This is a genomic window from Prosthecobacter sp. (assembly GCF_044227185.1).
In the GTDB taxonomy this organism is placed as follows: Bacteria; Verrucomicrobiota; Verrucomicrobiia; order Verrucomicrobiales; family Verrucomicrobiaceae; genus Prosthecobacter.
Map to the genome: position 1 here is coordinate 426,012 of NZ_JBGAFO010000007.1, position 19,351 is coordinate 445,362.

The window sequence follows — 19,351 nt, forward strand, 5'->3', positions numbered from 1 at the left end:
GCGATTTTTCTTCAAAATTCTTCTGTGGGAGCGGTTCTCGGAAGACGAAATCCCTCCAAAAGTGTGTGTGCGGTGAAAATCCGGCTTATTCACCGCATTTTTTGCGGTGAATAGCACCCATGCCGGATGGCGAACTGAGGACTTACTTCAGCGGTTCAGACAGGGCGATACGCTCGTTCAGTGGATGGAGGAAGGGCTATCCCTCTGGAAATCAGCTTAAAACAGGGGGCTTGCAGATTGGAGGTGAAATGGATATAATCGGATATTGAATGGATACGAAATGCTGCAAAATCTCGCCCCAGCACCGCTAATCACCACAGAAATGCTGAAGCTCATCGCCTCGCTCGATGAGTTCAAAGGGCAGTGGCGTGCGTTCAAGCGCCTTTCACGGGATCAGCTTTCGCACCTCAAGAAAATCGCCACTATCGAGAGCATCGGGTCGTCCACCCGTATCGAGGGCAGCAAGCTCACGGATCAGCAGATTGCCACGCTGCTTTCAGGACTCAAAATTCAGGAGTTCAAAAGCAGGGATGAGGAAGAAGTCGCAGGCTACGCTGCCGCGATGGACACGGTGTTTGAGTCCTTTGAGCATATTCCGGTCACGGAAAACCACATTCGCCAGCTTCACCGGACGCTGCTCCAGTTTTCGAGCAAGGACGAGAGGCACCGTGGCGACTACAAGACACTGGACAATCATGTGGCCGCGTTTGATGCAGAGGGTAATCAGCTTGGCATCGTCTTTGAAACGGCATCCCCGTTCGAGACCCCATTTGCCATGAAGAGGCTGGTGGAATGGATGTTCGAAGCCGAGAGAGATGGGGATCTTCACCCGCTGCTCGTCACCGGTGTCTTTGTGGTCTGGTTTCTTGCCATCCATCCGTTTCAGGATGGCAACGGCAGGCTTTCGCGGGTTTTGACGACTCTGCTGCTCCTGCGTCACGGCTATAGCTATGTGCCGTATTCTTCGCTGGAATCGGTTATCGAGGAGAACAAGGAGTTCTATTACAAGGCTCTGAGAAAGACGCAGGGCACGCTGCGCAGCAAGCGGGTGGAGTGGGAGGCTTGGCTGTTGTTCTTCTTGCGCTGTCTTGTGCGCCAAAAGGACAATCTGAATGCGAAGATCCAGGTTGAGCAAAAACGTGTCGAAGCCAGTTCACCGCTGGCAGCGTCCGTAATGCGGCTCCTTGATGATGCGGATCGCGTGACGCTGGCTGAGGCGGTTAGTGCCACTGGCGCAAACCGGAACACGTTGAAGGCCAAAATATCTGAGCTTGTTGATGCCGGATTGTTGATCCGACACGGACGAGGCAGGGGGGTGTTTTACACCAAAGGTAGTGCGGAAAAAGAGATCTGAAGCGCAAAACGGGGGGAATATGCTCCTCATCAGTTGGGTGAATTGCTGAGCAGTTTACAGATTGGGGGAAGCGGCTCAGGCGAGCTTCGCCTGCGGATGCTTCATGATTGCAAGCCTGCGCAGAACCGCGCTTCCCCGCCCTGCAAGGCGGGCATTTTCAAAAGAGGACTGAACCGATGCCGCTGCGTAGGCTGGCGACAGGAAAGGTGGGCGGAACATTTGATGTGAAGGAGGGCAAAGTGGTCGCCGCCAAAGCACGGATGAGGTTTGGTCCTGTATGAGGAAGGAGAGCAAGCTGGCCGTTTGGCGGTGAGTGAAGGGCTTGTCCCGATTGAGCCGACGAATGGCGGGCTTGCTAGTGGTGGATGTGCGGCGCGGATTTTGAGGGCGTTACGGGACACCTCCCGTTAGAATGGGTAGCCGCTCACATCGTTGCGGCGAGGGAAAGGCCTTTCCCAGAAGATGCGGATGGCTCAGAATCTGAAAACGAAACAATAGTTCTTGTCGGTGATGGTGAGTTCCCTGGTGTCCGAGTCAAAACTGAAGCCCTGCCAATTCGAGTTAAAATTGCCGTGTCGAATACCAAAACCGCTCATGATGTCTGGATCACAATTGATCTCCCATCCGCTCATCGCATTGAAATTATCAAAGGAGACATCGATATTGCCACGGCAAAATGTCTCCTCGGGACGCCTGAACAGAGCCTCTGCTTTGAAGGATTGAACAGTCCGATCCTTGGAGCCCAAGGCCGTCATGCAGGAGCCAATAGCAGATTGCGACTTTAGTTGCTGAAGGACGGTTTGCATTGTGGCGGCAGGTGTGGAACCCGCCCAAGTTGTCTTGGGCGGGTAGGCTGCCAAGCTAATATTCGCTCGGCAGCATCAGCACGTTGTCTGTGAAGTAGAACGCAATTTCATCTAGCGGGAAATCGGTGAATTCGATTTGCTTGGTGAAGACGATCTTTGAATTACCGTCTTCACAGGCAAGCGTGGCAGAATTGCCAGGATTGACCTGCAGCTTCCAGACTTGGAATGCTTCGGCGGCAACGGCTTGGATGGATTGAGCGAAAGCAATTTCATCAAGGAGCCAAAAAGCTCCGCCGCTTTCGGCTACATATTTCGCGCCGTCGGTGTAGAGCACGTTTCGTGCGATGCCGTGACGATACCATTGTTCGGTTCCGGTGAACTGGCTGAGGTCTTCTTTCGTGAGTGTTTTCTGCGTCATTTTAGCTCCTTGTTTTGGTTTCACCCCACTGCGGGGCGACGGTATCAGGGCGGGAGCTGTGAGGCTGGCGGTCACGCCCCCAACACGGGAGCAAAGCGAATGGAGCGGGCCGGGGGTTGACGGTCAGCCGGCTTCCGCCAAAAACCGAGCCTAATCCGCAGTGGGACCAAACAGGGAGGAGCGCAGAATCACGAATCGTGGCCGACCAGTAGACCCGAGCAGATGAAACGGCGGCAGGTGAGGAACCGAAAGCAGAAACTACGGCGCGGTCAGACGGGGCGTTGCGGGGTGTCCACGCATGAATGGGTGGCCGCTCACGCAGTAGCGGCCAGGGAAAGACTTTTCCCCACGGAAGTCTTGAGCAGACACTACAGCGATTGACATAATAACAGGAGAGTTGCCCGTACCGCTATGATCTATTGACACTGAGAGAGCGTATCAATAGGGTAGTGGGCAGAGGTGAGGACAGGAGGCATGGCGCAGAAAAAGAGCGGAATGGTGGCGAATCAGATTGTTCGCAAGCGACGCGACGGTGTTCGAAAGAACAAAGAAATAGCTATTGCAAAAGGTCGCGGAGGGGACAGACTGTCCCCAATAATGCCCAGCGAAACACAGGAATTTCTCCAAGAACCACTCCCGCTGCTTCAAGAGGCACGCAGGCGGCTGTCCCAACGGGACCTTGCTGGCAAACTAAACGTCGCATCAAAAACTGTGGGAAGATGGGAACGAAAAGAAACGCGTTGTCCTGGAATGATTGTGCCAGCGCTCAGAGATATTCTGATGACAACTCCGAGAATCCCTGCAAGTGCAGGCAAGTTTACATTCATTGATCTCTTCGCAGGCATTGGAGGAATCAGGTACGGCTTTCAGGAAGCTGGCGGGCAATGCGTGTTTACATCTGAGTGGAACGACTGGTCGAAGAAAACCTACGTTGAAAACTTCGGGAATGGTCACCAGTTCATTGGTGATATTGTCACTCATGCAGCTGAAGATATTCCGGATCATGACGTACTGCTGGGAGGGTTTCCATGTCAGCCATTCAGCATCGCGGGAGTCAGCAAGAAAAATGCTCTTGGAAGGCCGCACGGTTTTGAATGTACAACGCAGGGAACGCTTTTTTTTGATGTGGCGCGTATCATTGCGGCCAAGCAGCCGAAGGCCTTTCTGCTGGAAAATGTCAAAAATCTCCTGAGCCACGACAAAGGGCAGACCTTTCGCATTGTCATCGACACTCTTGAAAAAGATCTTGGCTACCATGTTTACTACAAGGTCCTGGATTCCAGGCACTGGGTTCCGCAGCATCGTGAACGTATTCTGATAGTGGGATTCAAGGACAAAACTGCATTTAGCTGGGATGATCTTCGCTTACCCAAGGTGCCTCCTACAATGGACAAGATCCTGCACACGGAAGATGGAACTGAAGATGCAGAAGAACCATACACCACAGGTGATCTTGCGAAAGTGCATCCCAAATACACGCTGACCGACCACATGTGGCGCTACCTCCAGGCTTACGCCAAAAAGCACAAGGAAGCTGGAAATGGTTTTGGCTTCGGCTTGGTAACGAGGGATGATGTTTCACGGACCCTGTCTGCAAGATACTACAAGGACGGATCAGAGATTCTGGTATCGCGGGGCAAGCTCAAAAATCCGCGACGGCTCACTCCGAGGGAGTGTGCGAGGCTGATGGGATACCCGGATACATTCCAGATTCCCGTCAGTGATACTCAGGCTTACCGGCAATTCGGGAACAGTGTCGTTGTGCCGGTAATCTCAGAAGTCGCCCGCATCATGTTGCCTCACATAATTGCATCCAAGGAATTTGCCGAAACAGGTGTAACACAGCAGTTTCTTTTAGGGGTTCATGGCTGACATCGTGGATAGCGAGACCCGGAGCCGGATGATGTCTGGTATAAGGGGCAAAAACACGCGACCAGAAATCCAGGTGAGACAGATTCTTCACCGGCTTGGTTTCAGGTTCCGGCTCCACGTGAGCCGTCTGGCCGGAAAACCGGATATTGTGCTGTCGCGATTCAAAGCGGCTATCCTGATACATGGATGCTTCTGGCACGGTCATGAATGTGCACTTTTCAGATGGCCGGCGACCAGGCCGGAATTCTGGCGTCAGAAAATCGGGCGGAACCGAATCAACGACGCCAGGACTGTTGAGAAGCTCCGAGAAGATGGATGGCGAGTTGCAACCATCTGGGAATGCGCTATGAGAGGCGATACAAGAATGAACACTGATGAGCTAGGAAACACACTGAAAAAGTGGCTTCACAGTTGCGTGGACGAAATCGAAATTCCTCAGAATTTGATGGGGAGGGGCAATGAAAGCAGGGCATCTTTCTGAGTACTTTACCGGAGTTGCGGCCAAGAATCTGAGTGCTGTGGAAGCCGATGTATTTCGGAGCCATCAGCATGAATTCAATGGTGTTGATGCACTGAAGAAAGTTTTCGGGAATGAACCCGGCAAGCAGACGTTCAAGGCGAGATTCATTTATCTGAACGATCACGATGATGAACCGGTAGCTGATGACGGGTTTCTCACATGGTACGACGCACGAAAGAAACATGCGAAAAGATCGGAGCACCGGTTGTACTTTCCCACCACGAGCGTATCACAGTGCGCAGCAGAAGGTGATGTGCTTGTCCTCGGACGGCGGCCTGATGGTTCTGTTCTCGTTGTCATTGCAGAAGCATTTTCCACAATAGCCAATCAGGTTCAGTGGCTTTTCGGGTTGAATGATCTGAAGCATCCGGGATTTTCGGTCCGTGAGGAACTGGAAAGCGAACAGGATCGCGTGGAGTTCGCAGCGCGGTTCATTCTGGAAAACATTGGAGTTGTCGTCGAAACCCACGAAGAAAGTTTCCTCGATGCGATGCTTGCGAAATTTGGCGGGGCATTTCCTGCAACTACTGATTTTTCAGAATACAGCCGTTCCACACTCAAGGACATCAATGCATCTGATGACCCTGATGCGGCGGTTATTGCATGGATGGAGCGCGAAGAAATCCTTTTCAGGACACTGGAACGTCACCTCATAGCCGAGCGTCTGACCAAGGGGTTTAATGAAGCCGTCGAAGACTTCATGGGTTTTTCGCTGTCAGTGCAGAACCGGCGAAAGCGTCGCGTCGGCCTGGCGCTTGAAAATCACCTCGAAGTCGTCTTCTCGCAGTGTGGCATTAAATATGCCCGGGCTGCCGTCACCGAAATCAAGTCGAAACCGGACTTCCTATTTCCTGGTGATGCGGAATATCGCAACCTCAACTTTGACCCATTGAGACTAACGATGCTGGGTGTGAAAAGCACCTGCAAAGACCGCTGGCGGCAAGTCCTGACCGAGGCAGACCGGATTCCGCGAAAGCATCTCCTCACACTTGAGACTGCGATCAGCGCCAATCAGACCGCTGAAATGGAAAGCAGGGGGCTGAACCTTGTAGTGCCTTCCAGTCTGCAGAAAAGCTATACAGATACCCAGCGGCAGTGGTTGATGAGTGTCGCTGATTTTTCCCGTCTGGTCAAAACACGGCAGGAAGCGTAAAAGCAGTTTGAGTGAATTGTTGACGCCAACAATTAATCAGATAAAATTCCAGCCATGAAGTCACAGATGGAAATTCTTCGCGAAAGGATCGCGGCTGCCTGTGCTACTACGAAGCCGAATACAAAAGCGAGAAGACAGGAGCTGGCAAAAATCAGATGGCGGCTTGAGTCTATTGACGGGCTTTGCGCCGGATTCGACGATAAATTCGGATCAGCTTTGGTGTTGCGAGGCAATGCGCAGGTTTTTGATGGCAGAGATAACGAAGAAATGAAAAAGCGTTTCTTTGAAACAGCATTGGGCGTTGAACTCGCTCTCGTCCTGCAAGAAAGTTCTGGGGAAGCCTGATGCCTGCGGGAAGACCACACGAGGGACGAGTCAGACTGAACATTCATGTTCTTCCTGAGACTGCTGAAATCATTAACAGTCTTGTGAACAAGACGGATGGTGCACGAAACACCCAGGGCAAGATCGTGGATCTCCAATTTCAAAAAAAATCACGCTCAAAAAAAAGCGGCGCTAGTCGTCGTCAGCAGTAAACTCAACGACGCGCCACCCAGCTCGTCCGAGTTTAATCGGGCCACCTTTAAGTGGCGCATGCTGGCGGCGATATCTGATTCGGGAATAACGATCACTGACTCTCTCCAGGACGATGAAATCGCCAGCCTTCAGATTGAAGCTGCGAATGAAGTCGGTCATTCCCGTGAGTCTGTATTCATTACGGGTTCCGCCGAAGAACTTGTTATTATAGTAGATGAAATTGAATGTCCAGTCCTTGCCAGTTTCATCAACCAGATCGATGACGGCTCGTGGGTTCTTGATAGTACGGTCGAGCTTGGGGAAGAACTCCATGATTTCCCCGGATTTGGGGATGAGCATCCCTGCCTGGTGGGTGCGTGCCTGGCCAGTATCTGTTTCACTGAGTTCTTTTTCGACGGCTTTGCTCATATGAGGGATTTGGGTGTGAGATTAAGCGCTCTGATGATCTCGCTTGCGTCAAGGTCGCTGCCGTCGGAGCCAACTACAGACTCCTGTGCCAGTTCACGCTTCGTGGTGGCTCGGGCATCAATAAATTCCTCAACTGTGCCAGAGTAAAACAGACGATGAACGGTAACGGGTCTTGTTTGTCCACGCCGGAAAGCTCTGGCAGATGCCTGATCTTCGATTGCCGGGTTCCATTCGAGATTAAAATGAATCACATGGTTGGCCGCAGTGATATTGAGGCCAGTTCCGGCTGCACGCGGATTAAGAACCAGCACAGCCGGCCCTGTAGTGTTCGAGAATTTATCCACGATTTCCTGCCGTTGCGGCACGTCAGTGCGTCCGTCAATCTGCCAGACTGGGACCTGAAACTTCCGTGCAATGGTCCTTGCGAGGTTGTCGGACATTTCGAGGAAGGATGTGAAAACGAGCGCCTTCTCCTCGTTGCCAAAAAGTTCCTCAAGGATTTCAAGCGCGCGAACGAGTTTGGTGGAACAATCGGTCGCATTAGTCGAGTCCTTCAGTTCATCGACAAGCCAAGGATGCGTGCAGAATAGTCGCAGTTTCTGAAGTACCGCAAGCGCCGATCCCTTTGAATTTGGGTCGGCGCTGAGTCGAATCCGCTCATATGCCTCAGCTGACTTTTCATCCAGATCAATAGCCTGAGGTATGTCGATTCGTGGAGGCAGGTCGGTTGCCACTTCAGCAACCCGACGTCGCAGAATGAATGGCGTCACGCGTTGTTCCAGCATGGCAGCCCCATCACGGGTTTCTGGAAAATCCCGCTCGAACTCATGTCGGCTTCCCAGCCTGCCAGGCAACAGGAAATCCGAGATGGACCATAGATCGGTGAGACGATTTTCAACTGGTGTCCCCGTGACGGCAATGGCAGCAATCCTGTTCAGAGATTTGATCGCCTGCGTGCGCCGGGCGTCGGGGTTCTTGATTGCCTGCGCTTCGTCGAGTATTACGAGTCCCCATGAAATGCTCCGAAAAAGCGAAATGTCGGAAAGCATGGTGTCGTACGATGTGATGATCGCATCCCTCGTTTCAAGTAGACGCGCAATTCCAGCGCGGTCAGCACCACGATGGATCAGTGGAACAACAGATGGTGCAAACTTCCTGAACTCGCGGCGCCAGTTTTCGAGGAGTGTTGCAGGCGCTACAATTAGAACTGGCTGAGTCATGCCGCGTTCCCTGCACGCCAGAAATGCACAGATGATCTGGACCGTCTTTCCAAGACCCATTTCATCGGCAAGCAGACATCCTGGAACGCCTTGCCCCGCCATGTATGCAAGCCATCTGAAACCGCTCGCCTGATATGGGTAAAGAGTCCCGGCAAAGTCTCTTGGCATCGAAATATTCGGGGCAGGATAAGCCTTTGATTCGGCCAGGAGTTCTGGAACCCGGTCAAGAAGAGTAATGCTGTGTTTTCTCACTCCGGTGCAGTCCAGATACTGCTTCAGATTTATCGTGGCGGTTCGTGAGATCTGGCCCACAACCTTCGATACCTGCTCCGAAGTGTCGGATGGCAGTGGTGTCCAGAAGCGGCCATCGCATCCATAATCGGCAAAGCCTTCATCAAGCTGCGGAACCGGAACAATCATTTCACCTTCCCGCGCAAGGACACGCACCTGAATTTCAGGATGCGCAGAGTCAGCAGAAGGCAACAGTTCGATCTGGGGCTCGGCAGCAAAGCGTGAATATTCTATACCAAGGCTGGTGAAGTCTGTTTCGGTTACAATGTGGCCCCGGATCAATGAGGCTCCCTCATGCACGACAGCGTAAATTTCACCAGCGTCTGGATAAATAATTCCGGCAGGTGTTTCAAACAGAATCAGGCCATTGGTGCACTTGATCATTTTGGCCTCCTCTCTTTTACGATTCTGACCAGTTCTTCGATTCCAAGCGGAGGAGTGACTCGGTGAACTACGGAGTGGCAGTTTGAACAAAGTGGTATGAGATCGGTTGCTGGATTGATCAGCACTTCTCCTGTCGTTGCAAGTGGCTCAATGTGATGCACTTCAATATAATCAGAGGCAATTTCTCCATAATTTTCACCGAAGCTGAAACCGCATCCATGACAGCGCGTGCCGTGAATTCTGATACAGGCATCCCTGTTGAGCTTTTTCCTTTCGTATCGGGTTGCAAGATACTGGACTGCAGCGCCTTCGATTTCCCCTGCATGTTCCTCCTCGGATACGGTGCCAATCAGCGACATTGCCATTCCTATCAGTGGCGTGATAAGGAGGTCAGCAACTGGCAGCAGTTCAACATCCTTGTTCAGGTCAAATACAAGGGCACTTTTTCGCAGAGTGAAATCAAATGAGGTCCAATCCGTAGCCCAAGCCGAGGGATTCTGTGCATCAACCGTGGTGCCGTTGACACGAATTCCGATGTGCACACCGGCGCGGGCAAGCGACTGGGCGTAGCTTGAGAAGAGAAGTTTGGCAGAAGCACTGCAGGCCCCCATTGACCTGACCATCTCTCCTGCAAATGTTCCTGGTGTCAGCATCGCCTCGGCACTTCGCCAGCCAGGTTTGAACCGAAGGCTGAACGACTCGTTTTCATGGAATGCGGATGGCCAGAGTAACATCTGGCCGTCCGACACCTCTCCCGAGAGCTGTAGTCCAAGCTTGCGCTGAACCATGGAGCAAATCTGATCGCAGCTGGCGGCGTTCATTCGACCTCAGGTTCGGGTAGGTCCTCCACGAGCTTCCGAAGGTTTCGGGAAACGTCGAAGCGCAGATCATCGAACAGACGCTTGTCGGCATCTGTGGTACAATTCAGCTCAGAGACACTGAGCCCCCAGAGAAGAGCATCCATTCCCTGGATGGTGACGCCTGTCGAAAGGTTAGGCACATACACTTTTTGATAATAGGGATGCCCTGTGTTGATTTTGGCAGCAATGTGGGTGCTGCCATCGGGTCCTTTCGAAATCGCAGGTTGCCACAACAATCCGTCCTCCAGGGAATCAACTGGCTGGATATGAATTTCATTGGGGTTTTTGGGAGCCGCGACGCCAATTTTCAGTTTAACCTTGCCCCGTGGGTTCTGGATCGTTGCTTCTCCTTTTGCTTCATCAGAATCAAGAACTGCTGGTCCTTTGATGGATTCTTCCTTGCCGCCAATGTTACGGTTTGAAGTGTCGTGAGCGCCTGCTGCCTTGCGGCTGGTCTGGCTTCGTTGTCCGCTCCGATAAATGCGCTCCGCTTCACGACGGACTGGATTGAGAAAATCAGTCAGGTGCTCGTAGAGAGCTTCGTCCAGAATGATCTGGGACTTCTTGATATCAATATGGAAAGCCTCGTCAAGCTTGTGGTCGAACGAGAATTCGACACGCAGAAGGGTATAGTGGGGTTCCTTTGAAAACAGTTTCAGCCAGTCTGGCCCGTGGATAAGCCGGTTTTCCCGGTAGATGTATATGCCCTGATTAAAATTTGAAAGTTTTGCGGCCTTGAAGGCTTCGTCAGTTTTGAACTCTTCCTTCCTAGGCAGAATAAATGCTCGTAAACGGATGCTTGATTCGGTGCCATTGGGCATCTGGCATGGAAAAGTTTCTTCTTTGGCAAGCAGCGCGTGCTCTTCGCAGAATGGGTCCCATGCACTCACTGCCTTATCGTTGAGTCGCAGAATCACAGTTCTCGCCCGAGTGTCTTTTCCATCGAGATAGCGCTGGTAGATCAACGCCAGGTGCTCCCGGAGTTCATCTTCATATTTTGTCAGAGCTTTTCGAGCGTGTGCGCCGTCTGGCTGTGCAAAATTTCTGAGAAGTCGGTCAACCTGGTCCCAGATTACGAGCGTGCCTGCCCGCTTGCCAATTTTGGCATTGAAGGCTTTGGCTTCTTCCTCAGTTGGATCGCTCAGCAGCAGCTCCCATCCTTCTTTCGCTACGTGATCGAGGCTCCAAGTGGCTTTGATGAGTTCATCATCAGCATTCGCACGGGAAATCACTGAAAGCTTGCGGCAAAAAGCCGTGGACGCTGTTTTCAGTCCCAGCCCGAATTTGCCGAGGCTAGCAAGTGACGGGCGCACCTTCGCACCATATCGCATTGCATTGATCAGCCCTTCTCTGTCCATGCCAGTACCATTATCGAAGATCCGCAAGGAGATGCTGCCACGGAAGGCCATTTTCAGTTCCACATCTATTTCAGAAGCTTCTGCAGCAATCGAATTATCGATGACGTCCGCGACGGCTGTTTTGAAAACGTATCCTGTATCGCGGAGGCCTTCCACCATCCGGGCCGGGTCTGGTGGCAGTGTATATTTTTCAGCTGTCATAGGAAAAAGAGTGTTCTTGAGGTCAGGTTTGGTGCAAGCCGATTCAGATTTTGATAGGTCTCGCACTCAACTTTGGCTTCCACCGTAGCGCAAGTGCAACACTCAGTATTCAAATCGCTCAGCCAGCCGGAATGGTATTGATAATGTATTTTATCACTACTATAATTCATTCATGGTGAGGTGATTAGAATGCTTAATGGTTCTTCAGGGTTGGTAGTCGAAACGAGCGGGCGTTTGCTGACGGCATCAGAGTTTCAGAATTTGGCGAATGTGCCACCGGAAGTCGAATGGTTTGCAAACATCGAAAACGCGAACACGCGGCGGGCATACAAAAGTGACGTTCAGGAATTCATGCGCTTCGCAGGCATCCACCAAGCGGAAGAATTTCGCCTGGTGAAGCGGTCGCACCTGATAGCGTGGCGCAAACAGCTTGAGACACGTGTGCTAGAGGCGGCAACGGTTCGGCGCAAACTCTCTGCCGTGGCTTCATTGTTTGACTACCTGTGCGAATGCAATGCTGTCCCCTTTAATCCTGCGGATGGTGTGAAGCGCCCAAATCAGGGTGCGAACGAGGGCAAGTCCCCCGCACTTGGTGATGAGCAGGCAAAGGCGATTCTCGAAGCTCCATCGCCAAACACGATCAAAGGGCTTCGTGACCGGGCTATTCTTTCAGTCCTGCTGTTTCACGGGCTTCGCCGCGCTGAACTCTGTTCGCTTTCTGTGGGTGATCTGCAATCACGTCGGGGCGTGGTGCATTTCTGCGTTCAAGGCAAGGGCGGCAAAATCCGGTTCCTGCCGGTGCATCCGCACAGCTCACAACGAATCAGCGAATATCTGGAGCGATCTGGACATGGAGACAAACCTGACAACGCGCTCTTTCGTCCGGTGAAAAATTCGACAGGAGGGTTGGAAAATTCGCTCACGGGGCACGGCGTTTACAAAGACGTGGTTCGGAAGTATGCGCAGAAGCTCGGACTTGATGCAAGCGCGGTGTGTGTACATGGGCTGAGAGCCACAGCCGCCACAAACGCACTCGATCATGAAGCTGACATTGCCAAGGTTCAGGAGTGGCTCGGGCATGCGAGCATCGCAACTACACGGCTGTATGACAGGCGCAAAACCAAGCCCGAGGACTCACCAACTTTTAAAGTGAGCTACTGAGGCAGCCTTGGTTCCTTCATGGCATCATTCAACGAGTGTTTTTTCCGCGTCAACAAGTGTTGGCGGTGGTGTGGCAGCAGAGATGGAAAACCATGGCAATGGTTCCGTGGCAGACTCCTGAACTGATGCGTTTATCGCCTTGGCTTGCGTAAGCTTTTTCGGTCCTTCCTCTGCTTCACCTTCAGAAGCGACTCAACGTATTCGACAACCTCCGGCTCTCGAAATCGTTTGGAGTCATTCCAAACCTTGTTTGGAATGGGCAAGCTGAAGAACTCGCGCAAATCCTCATCCTGTCCTGCCGGTTGCTCGTGAACCCGCCCCCTGATGGCAGCCATGACGGCGGTCAGATGCAGAATAATGAGGTTCACAAAGATGCGCTCCTCAAGTGTGACCGGCTTGATGTCGAGTTTTGCGTCTGCGCTCAGCACCCGCAAAAGGTTCGGCTTGTCGATCACCTGCTGCCAAATGGAGCGGTGATGCTCGGTGATGTTGAGCAAGTTGGAAATGCGGCGGATTCTGGTGTCCAGGAGGAAGGAACGCCCGGTGAAGAACAAACCGGCAACGATACCTGTGGTCTGCAACAGGTTGAACCAGTGCGACCCGAACCACTCTACAAAAATTCCCACACCCTGCCTTGTAACAGAATGTGGGAATGAAGGCAAGAGGGGTGCGATCTCACGCAAGGCGAGCAATGTCGCCCTTGGCGCGAAGAAGAATCTCGCGTGGTATGCGGATGACCCGCTCCTCTGCTGCACAGCCTGCGGAAGCGGGAAGCGCTGGGATGGCTGCTGCGGTGATGTCCTGGCCGATGATGGCGAAATCGCCACTGTCGAGTTCCAGGATGTCAGGGCAGCCTGATGAACTCGATGATTGTCTCCCGCCCTCGTGAGGGTCGGGACCGATGCGACGCTTTACGGTGATGTTCATGATGGTGGATGTTTGTGCTGAAATCGGAACAATTGTTCCGTAATCAGAACATTGTTCTGAATTCCGAACCGTTTCAAGCGGTGTTTTAGCTATTTGGGTGCTAGCTAAAATGCCGAAGCACACACAGAACGCCATCGGACCACAGCTCGCCCGCCATCGAAACAGCCTTTCCATGTCGCAGGCGGACTTCTCGGCGCACTGTCAAAGGCTGGGATGGGACATTTCACGTGAGACGCTGGCCAAAATCGAATCAGGCATCCGATGTGTTACGGATGTTGAATTAACGCAGATTTCAAAAGCGCTCAAAATTCCCATTCCCTCTCTTTTTCCTGCATCGAATCAGTACCTCTTTCTAAACGAGAGAAAGTCATAACAAATTCATACCGGAGCCGATATGCCCGAGACAACAATCAATCGCGTTGCGTATTCTCCTGGTGAATTTGCAAAGATGTTTGGGAAATCCCAGACCTGGGGATATCGGGAAATTTACAGAGGCAATGTCAACGCTATAACAGAACATGGGCGGATTCTGATCCCCGCGAAGGAGGTTGAACGAGTTCTTGAAAGCGCTGGCATCTACAATGGGCGGGAAAAGCCGAAGGTGGCCGAGGAGAGAATCAAAAAGATGACGCCTGAACAAAAGAGCATCTGGCAGCGATTCCTTGAATTGCGCAGGGAACCGGGAACTGGTGCGCAGGCGCAGCCGAAAAAAGAGGCTACTCAGCGCAAGACGACTGGTGGCAAAGTGTCCCGCAGTTCGACAATGCAGCGGCTTGCCAAATCATGGCGTAAAGGCGGTTAAGCCGCTGCAGCAAAGGAAACCTTCTGCGCCTGCGCGACAGAATGTTCGCGCCTGAGATGACCATATGTTTTCATGGCAAGGACACCGCCGTCTTTGTGCCCAAGCCAGCGTGAAACGGTTGGAATATCGACACCGCTTTCAATGCAAATGGTGGCGAAGAAGTGCCGCAGATCGTGATGTGTAATTCGCGTCATGCCGATTTCTTTGGCTGCACGGTCCATGGCCTTCTGGCATTCATTCACTTTAAAAACTGGTGTTTTTAGAGGCTCATTTGCCCGCGCATCACGGAGCCGTTTAAACAGCGCATATGCGGCTGGAATCATCGGCACGCGGCGGATCTCACCGTTTTTTGTTCGTTCAACGGCATCTCCCATCACCACGATTTCCTTGGAGGCGAAGTCGAGGTCTTTCCAGGCTATCCTTGCCGCCTCGGAAATCCGGCAGCCGGTATAGGCAAGGCCTTCGGCGAAATCCGCGCAGTGCACCGAGAACCTGCCATGACGTGTCCGTATGAATTCAATGAACGCGGCAAACTGAGTGAGTGTCGGAAGCTCAAGCATTTTCAGGCGAACTGGCATCCGCTCCAACCCTTCGGCGGGATTGGAATACAGGATGCCGTTTTCAATAGCGATGGCCAGCACATGACGAACAAGGGCGAGCGAGTTGTTGTAACGCGTAGAACTGGCATCCTTTGCGTATTCTGCTGCCCAATCGCGGCAGGCGGCTTTTGTGACTTTCCTGACTTCCATTTCAGCCAGCCCGGGCCAGCTTTTCAGGACAGCAGTCAGTATCTGCGCCCAATAATGGCGTGTTGCCGATTTAATGTTCACTCTTCCGGCGAGACGTTTGGAATGCAGTTCAGCGGCTTGCTTGAAAGTCATTTTCGCGCCGGATGCGCTGACTTCCCTGCCCTTGTGTTCACGGTGTTCTTTCTGGGCTGTGGCGAGGCGTGCCTCGGCAACTGAGAAGTGCGATGTTTTGAGCGACTTCCAAACTTCTTTGCCATTCAGGTAGAGACGGGCATAGTAGCGGCCTGATTTATGGCGCACCAAATTTTGCAGCCTCGTTTTCTCCCATGTTTTCACGGTCGTCTCGGCTTTCATGCCGTGACCGTAGAACAGGACCGTGAAAATGCAAGTTGCGGAAAACAGGATGTGTCGTATTTCCCTTCGTAAATTCTGTGCTACGCTCCTGTAGCTCAACGGTTAGAGCAGGGGACTCATAATCCCTTGGTTGCGGGTTCGAATCCCACCGGGAGCACTTTTTTCGGTTTGAGCCGGTCATCTCGCCTTATCCTGACTTGGCTCATGTGGCCTATTTTCATCCAGATGAACTTCCGCCGATAGCTGGCCAACTAAGGCAGGTCAGTGGAATGACATCGCCCGCCCAGAATGCATCACTCGGGCATGAAGCCACAGGTCAGTTCCTCCTTGCCATCCATAACGCCGTCCGTTACTATTGGACTACCGCGATGCATGATCCGCTCCTTCGCCTGCGACGACACCGCCCGGCTGTTCCAGCGGGAGAAAGCCCGCGCTTTCCCGCCGGACATCCAGCGTACCGCGCTGCGGAAGCTGGCCCAGCTTCACGCCGTCACGGAATTGCTCCAACTCCGAGTTCCGCCTGGCAACAGGTTGGAAAGCCTCAAGGGAGACCGCAAAGGACAGCATTCCATTCGTATCAACGACCAATGGCGCGTCTGTTTCCGCTGGGATGCCGACGGCCCGCATGACGTTGAAATCGTGGACTACCATTGACATCCAGCCGCCATGAAAAAGCACGCCCCCATTCATCCAGGAGAAGTCCTCCGCGAGGACTTCCTCGTGCCGCTGGATTTATCGGAATACCGTCTGGCCCAGGACATCGGCGTTCCGCCGCGTCGCATCAATGAAATCGTCAAGGGCAGGCGTTCCATCACTGCGGATACCGCGCTACGGCTGTCCCGATATTTTGAATGGCCGGCAGAAGTCTGGATGAACCTCCAGGCAAGTTACGACCGCCAGATCGCCGAAGCCGGGATGCAGACGGTGTTGAAACGCATCAAGCCATGCAAGCAGGCTGCAGCCTGAACATATCAGCCCGCCCCGTTTCTCTGGCGCACCCGGCAGGGATCGAACCTGCGACCGGCCGATTAGAAATCGGCTGCTCTATCCACTGAGCTACAGGTGCTTCACAGAAAATGCGGAAAAGCTGACTGCGGCGCGATCATAAGTCCATCTGCCCATTGAGCAAGGGCGCGCTTCATTCACTTGGGGCGGGATCGGGCGGCTACTGCAGGTTCTGCCCGCCGTCCTCCATGTCCTTGCGCTCCGGGCGCTGCCAGTAGGTGTATTGTGGAGTCCATTCCCCAAAGTCCACACCCATCCCCGCCAGCACCAGGATGTGCCAGACGGCGCAGTAGTCATCGCCCGGGCCAAAGGTGGCCGCCCCTTTGCGCAGGATTTTTCCATCCTTTCGCTCGTAGCAGACGATGCCGGGATTGCCCGACTCTCCCGGCACCACGTCCTGCTCGTGGATGTAGGCGCCGCCGCCGTGCGAGGCCATGCGGAAGCGCCACCCGCGGGACTGGGCCAGGCGCCGCTGCACCTCCGGCGTGTCCTTGGAAAGCAGCACCAGCGCAAAGCGGTCCTCCAGATGCGGTACGAAGCCGTTGAGCCCGTCCGCCCACAGCGTGCAGTAGCGGCAGGCCTGCCCCATGTTGTGAATGGCAAAGAGAATGTCCCTGCCCGCAAAGAGGGAGGAGAGCGTCACCGGTCCGGTCGGCGTCTCAAAGGTGTAGTTCGGCACCTCCACAGGCGGTGCTGCCTGCCGCAGCTCGGCAATCTTCCGCCGGATCTCCTCAAGCTGTTTTTCCAAGGCGGCGATCTCGTCGTTCATGCAGGCTGTATAAAACGGCGGGCCGGATCGAGTCAATGCTCTTGCGCGATCCTGCGCAGAAGCAGGGAACCTTTGCCCCCCGTCGCCTCCTATTCCTCGTGCAGTCCAAACATCTGCAGCACCACGCGGAACATGTCGCCGATTTTGCTGCCGTAGGGCCGCTCCGGGTGCAGGATGGACCAGCCGCGCTGGCGGCCAATGGCGGCCAGGCTGCGGTTCGGATGCACCAGCACCGCATAGCCCGCGTATTCCAGCAGCGGCAGGTCCGCGGCGCTGTCTGAGTAGCTCCAGCAGTGGGCGCGCTCCTGATCCGTGAGCTCCGTCAGGCCGGGCACGACTTCCTCCATCGCCACGATCTTCGCCTCATGCTTGTTGTTCCCCGTCACCAGCCGCGGCATGCCGGGAAACCTGGCCCCCACCTCAAACCGCGTGGCGATGCAGTAGTCAAAGCCCAGCGCATGGGCGATCTCATGCGCGTAGAAGTCCGGGCTCGCGGTGTTCAGCACCAGCACGCGGTGCTGATGCTTGTGGCGCAGCACTTCCGCGCGCAGGGAGGGGTAGGCCCACTTCGGCACACAGACTTCGGCGAATTCGTGGGCATACGCCGCCAGCCGCTCCCGCGGCATGCCGCGCAGGTAGCTCAAAAAGGCGCGCTTCGCCGTGGCCGTGCTCGCCAGGCCGCAGGCCCGCGCCAGGGCCACCGGCACAAAGAGCGCGTGCAGCAGCACCCGCCAGGGCTCGCGGTGCAGCACGAAGTTGCAGAACAGCGCCTGCGTATCGAAGGGCAGCAGCGTGTGGTCGAGATCAAAAAAGGCGTAGGTGCGTGCGGGCATGACACGTGGGTCGGCGGAAAGACGACACCAGGACCCTAGCGCCGCGTTTCCATCTGGCAAAACATTCCCAGCCTTGACGGATGCAGCGGCGGGCGGCACTATGCACACCCTTTTTCCCCCAAGACCTCATGGCCCAAGAAACCACCCTCATCCTGCTCAAGCCCGACTGCGTCGCCCGTGGCATCAATGGCGAAGTCCTCAAGCGCCTCGAAGACGAAGGCTTCCGCATCCGCGGCTGCAAGATGATCCAGCTCACCGACGAGCTGCTCAAGGAGCACTACGCGCACATCGCCGACAAGCCTTTCTTCCCTGACGTGGCCAGCTTCATGAAGAGCAAGCCCGTCATCGCCGTCGCCATTTCCGGTGAAAACATCATCTCCCATGTGCGCGACCTCCTGGGCCCCACCGATTCCAAGGCCGCCCCCAAGGGCACCATCCGCGGCGACTTTGGCACGGACAAGATGACCAACGTCGTCCACGCCTCCGACTCCCCCGAGGCCGCTGCCGTGGAGCTGAAGCGCTTCTTCAAAGACGGCGAGATTTTCAGCTATTGAGGCGGCCGGCTTTTTCGCTACACTCCCCGCCTCAGGCTTTTCCTCCTTGGATGCCGATGTGGTGAAATGGTAAACACAGCAGACTTAAAATCTGCTGGGAGGCAACTCCCTTGCCGGTTCGAGTCCGGCCATCGGCACCTGGTCATTCCCCGCGGTATGGGGAAAGGCAGTCGGCAGACAAGTCCGGCCCGCCCGCGGCGGACGATTCCTTGGCATGTCTAAACATGCATCAACATCCCCCGGGGAGGATCTGGAGGAGCTGGACCTCATGATCGACAACATGGAGACCGCCTCCCAGGAGATGGAGGTGAAGAAGATCCTGGATGGCCTCCGCGGTGTCCGCGCCGGCCGCGTCGTTCAGGGCGGCGCCTGGGTGAGCTACCACGCAGACACCATCACCATGGAAAAGATATGCGCAGCCCTTCAGCAGGCAGGCTACCAGGCCGGCGTCTTCCAGAATTCCGATCCCCCTGTCACCGGCACGAGTGCGGAGTGACGCCCCCCCGGGCCCTGCGGAGGCAGCGCAATTTTCGCGCAGGAAGTCCCATGCCCGCCGATGAACGTATTCATAGGTACGACTGTCACCACTTCCTATATGAGTTCCAAACCCACCCCCCTCACCCCCAAAGAAAAGGAAATCCAAACCCTTTACGCCCGCGGCAAGACGCCCGAGATGATCGCCATCCGCATGGGCATGAAGCTGTCCAAAGTCATGATGGCGATCTCGATGATGTCCAAGACCCTGGGATAAAATGAAACTCCCGCGTCGGGGCGCTCCCCAGGCCGCGCACCCGCCAGCCAGCCAGCCCGCCTCC

At 54.4% G+C, this 19,351-nt stretch carries 24 protein-coding genes and 3 tRNA genes; 15 read left to right on the forward strand and 12 right to left on the reverse strand.

Going from position 1 to position 19,351, the window contains the following annotated elements:
- Positions 1-322 precede the first annotated feature (322 nt).
- Positions 323-1,354 (forward strand): Fic family protein, encoded by a 1,032-nt coding sequence (locus ACILSQ_RS18420; protein WP_395745117.1) that lies wholly within the window; start codon positions 323-325, stop codon positions 1,352-1,354.
- Between the two features lie 473 nt (positions 1,355-1,827).
- Here ACILSQ_RS18420 and ACILSQ_RS18425 read toward each other — a convergent pair whose 3' ends face one another.
- Both ACILSQ_RS18425 and ACILSQ_RS18430 read right to left on the reverse strand, forming a co-directional pair.
- Complete coding sequence (locus ACILSQ_RS18425) at positions 1,828-2,160, reverse strand: hypothetical protein (protein WP_395745118.1); 333 nt, start codon at positions 2,158-2,160, stop codon at positions 1,828-1,830.
- 55 nt (positions 2,161-2,215) lie between these two features.
- Positions 2,216-2,653: a DUF6876 family protein gene (locus ACILSQ_RS18430; protein WP_395745119.1), complete on the reverse strand. Its 438-nt coding sequence runs from the start codon at positions 2,651-2,653 to the stop codon at positions 2,216-2,218.
- A 522-nt stretch (positions 2,654-3,175) separates the two neighbouring features.
- Between ACILSQ_RS18430 and dcm the strand changes: the two genes are divergently transcribed.
- From dcm to ACILSQ_RS18450, 4 genes are read left to right on the forward strand one after another with little or no spacing between them, the layout of a single operon-like run.
- A complete protein-coding gene (gene dcm / locus ACILSQ_RS18435; protein WP_395745170.1) occupies positions 3,176-4,450 on the forward strand; it encodes a DNA (cytosine-5-)-methyltransferase in 1,275 nt (424 codons plus the stop codon).
- Positions 4,443-4,931 carry a very short patch repair endonuclease gene (locus ACILSQ_RS18440; protein WP_395745120.1) on the forward strand — a complete coding sequence of 163 codons (489 nt, stop codon included), beginning with the start codon at positions 4,443-4,445 and terminating at the stop codon, positions 4,929-4,931. The genes dcm and ACILSQ_RS18440 overlap by 8 nt, the downstream gene beginning before the upstream one ends.
- The gene (locus ACILSQ_RS18445) at positions 4,909-6,123 is read left to right on the forward strand and encodes a type II restriction endonuclease (RefSeq protein ID WP_395745121.1); all 1,215 of its coding nucleotides are present in this window, start codon (positions 4,909-4,911) and stop codon (positions 6,121-6,123) included. The genes ACILSQ_RS18440 and ACILSQ_RS18445 overlap by 23 nt, the downstream gene beginning before the upstream one ends.
- 54 nt (positions 6,124-6,177) lie before the next feature.
- The gene (locus ACILSQ_RS18450; RefSeq protein ID WP_395745122.1) at positions 6,178-6,468 is read left to right on the forward strand and encodes a hypothetical protein; all 291 of its coding nucleotides are present in this window, start codon (positions 6,178-6,180) and stop codon (positions 6,466-6,468) included.
- A gap of 171 nt (positions 6,469-6,639) precedes the next feature.
- On the opposite strand, the gene ACILSQ_RS18455 is transcribed toward ACILSQ_RS18450, so the two are convergent.
- The 4 genes from ACILSQ_RS18455 to ACILSQ_RS18470 are packed head-to-tail and all read right to left on the reverse strand — an operon-like array spanning position 6,640 to position 11,382.
- A complete protein-coding gene (locus ACILSQ_RS18455; RefSeq protein ID WP_395745123.1) occupies positions 6,640-7,068 on the reverse strand; it encodes an EcoRII N-terminal effector-binding domain-containing protein in 429 nt (142 codons plus the stop codon).
- Entirely contained in the window at positions 7,065-8,963 is a 1,899-nt protein-coding gene (locus tag ACILSQ_RS18460; protein ID WP_395745124.1) for a DEAD/DEAH box helicase, read from the reverse strand. The genes ACILSQ_RS18455 and ACILSQ_RS18460 overlap by 4 nt, the downstream gene beginning before the upstream one ends.
- Positions 8,960-9,784 carry an HNH endonuclease gene (locus ACILSQ_RS18465; protein WP_395745125.1) on the reverse strand — a complete coding sequence of 275 codons (825 nt, stop codon included), beginning with the start codon at positions 9,782-9,784 and terminating at the stop codon, positions 8,960-8,962. Before ACILSQ_RS18465 ends, ACILSQ_RS18460 begins: the two co-directional genes overlap by 4 nt.
- Positions 9,781-11,382 (reverse strand): ATP-binding protein, encoded by a 1,602-nt coding sequence (locus ACILSQ_RS18470; RefSeq protein WP_395745126.1) that lies wholly within the window; start codon positions 11,380-11,382, stop codon positions 9,781-9,783. Before ACILSQ_RS18470 ends, ACILSQ_RS18465 begins: the two co-directional genes overlap by 4 nt.
- A 189-nt stretch (positions 11,383-11,571) precedes the next feature.
- Between ACILSQ_RS18470 and ACILSQ_RS18475 the strand changes: the two genes are divergently transcribed.
- Complete coding sequence (locus ACILSQ_RS18475) at positions 11,572-12,543, forward strand: tyrosine-type recombinase/integrase (RefSeq protein ID WP_395745127.1); 972 nt, start codon at positions 11,572-11,574, stop codon at positions 12,541-12,543.
- Positions 12,544-12,674: 131 nt separating this feature from the next.
- Here the strand turns inward: ACILSQ_RS18475 and ACILSQ_RS18480 are convergent, their stop codons facing one another.
- On the reverse strand, positions 12,675-13,226 hold the full coding sequence (locus ACILSQ_RS18480) for a hypothetical protein (RefSeq protein WP_395745128.1): 552 nt from the start codon (positions 13,224-13,226) through the stop codon (positions 12,675-12,677).
- Positions 13,219-13,470 (reverse strand): hypothetical protein, encoded by a 252-nt coding sequence (locus tag ACILSQ_RS18485; RefSeq protein WP_395745129.1) that lies wholly within the window; start codon positions 13,468-13,470, stop codon positions 13,219-13,221. Before ACILSQ_RS18485 ends, ACILSQ_RS18480 begins: the two co-directional genes overlap by 8 nt.
- Before the next feature lie 109 nt (positions 13,471-13,579).
- Here ACILSQ_RS18485 and ACILSQ_RS18490 point away from each other — a divergent pair, with 109 nt between their 5' ends.
- Positions 13,580-13,843, forward strand: a complete 264-nt coding sequence (locus ACILSQ_RS18490; protein WP_395745130.1) for a helix-turn-helix domain-containing protein — start codon at positions 13,580-13,582, stop codon at positions 13,841-13,843.
- Positions 13,844-13,864: 21 nt separating this feature from the next.
- The gene (locus ACILSQ_RS18495; protein WP_395745131.1) at positions 13,865-14,272 is read left to right on the forward strand and encodes a hypothetical protein; all 408 of its coding nucleotides are present in this window, start codon (positions 13,865-13,867) and stop codon (positions 14,270-14,272) included.
- On the opposite strand, the gene ACILSQ_RS18500 is transcribed toward ACILSQ_RS18495, so the two are convergent.
- The gene (locus ACILSQ_RS18500; RefSeq protein ID WP_395745132.1) at positions 14,269-15,375 is read right to left on the reverse strand and encodes a tyrosine-type recombinase/integrase; all 1,107 of its coding nucleotides are present in this window, start codon (positions 15,373-15,375) and stop codon (positions 14,269-14,271) included. The genes ACILSQ_RS18495 and ACILSQ_RS18500 overlap by 4 nt on opposite strands.
- 84 nt (positions 15,376-15,459) lie before the next feature.
- On the opposite strand from ACILSQ_RS18500, the gene ACILSQ_RS18505 reads away from it, so the two are divergent.
- From ACILSQ_RS18505 to ACILSQ_RS18515, 3 genes are all read left to right on the forward strand, one after another.
- Positions 15,460-15,532, forward strand: a tRNA-Ile gene (locus tag ACILSQ_RS18505).
- A 215-nt stretch (positions 15,533-15,747) separates the two neighbouring features.
- Complete coding sequence (locus ACILSQ_RS18510) at positions 15,748-16,029, forward strand: type II toxin-antitoxin system RelE/ParE family toxin (RefSeq protein ID WP_395745133.1); 282 nt, start codon at positions 15,748-15,750, stop codon at positions 16,027-16,029.
- 12 nt (positions 16,030-16,041) lie between these two features.
- Positions 16,042-16,341 (forward strand): HigA family addiction module antitoxin, encoded by a 300-nt coding sequence (locus ACILSQ_RS18515; protein WP_395745134.1) that lies wholly within the window; start codon positions 16,042-16,044, stop codon positions 16,339-16,341.
- Between the two features lie 24 nt (positions 16,342-16,365).
- On the opposite strand, the gene ACILSQ_RS18520 is transcribed toward ACILSQ_RS18515, so the two are convergent.
- From ACILSQ_RS18520 to ACILSQ_RS18530, 3 genes are all read right to left on the reverse strand, one after another.
- Positions 16,366-16,441: transfer RNA gene (locus ACILSQ_RS18520), tRNA-Arg, on the reverse strand.
- A gap of 99 nt (positions 16,442-16,540) precedes the next feature.
- The gene (locus ACILSQ_RS18525; protein WP_395745135.1) at positions 16,541-17,149 is read right to left on the reverse strand and encodes a DUF899 family protein; all 609 of its coding nucleotides are present in this window, start codon (positions 17,147-17,149) and stop codon (positions 16,541-16,543) included.
- Between the two features lie 89 nt (positions 17,150-17,238).
- The gene (locus ACILSQ_RS18530; protein ID WP_395745136.1) at positions 17,239-17,982 is read right to left on the reverse strand and encodes an HAD family hydrolase; all 744 of its coding nucleotides are present in this window, start codon (positions 17,980-17,982) and stop codon (positions 17,239-17,241) included.
- A 128-nt stretch (positions 17,983-18,110) separates the two neighbouring features.
- Here ACILSQ_RS18530 and ndk point away from each other — a divergent pair, with 128 nt between their 5' ends.
- The 4 genes from ndk (at position 18,111) to ACILSQ_RS18550 (ending at position 19,287) form a co-directional block, all read left to right on the forward strand.
- Positions 18,111-18,536: a nucleoside-diphosphate kinase gene (ndk, locus tag ACILSQ_RS18535; protein ID WP_395745137.1), complete on the forward strand. Its 426-nt coding sequence runs from the start codon at positions 18,111-18,113 to the stop codon at positions 18,534-18,536.
- Between the two features lie 52 nt (positions 18,537-18,588).
- Positions 18,589-18,673, forward strand: a tRNA-Leu gene (locus tag ACILSQ_RS18540).
- Positions 18,674-18,750: 77 nt separating this feature from the next.
- The gene (locus ACILSQ_RS18545; RefSeq protein WP_395745138.1) at positions 18,751-19,032 is read left to right on the forward strand and encodes a hypothetical protein; all 282 of its coding nucleotides are present in this window, start codon (positions 18,751-18,753) and stop codon (positions 19,030-19,032) included.
- A gap of 99 nt (positions 19,033-19,131) precedes the next feature.
- Entirely contained in the window at positions 19,132-19,287 is a 156-nt protein-coding gene (locus ACILSQ_RS18550; RefSeq protein ID WP_395745139.1) for a helix-turn-helix transcriptional regulator, read from the forward strand.
- Positions 19,288-19,351: the final 64 nt, after the last annotated feature.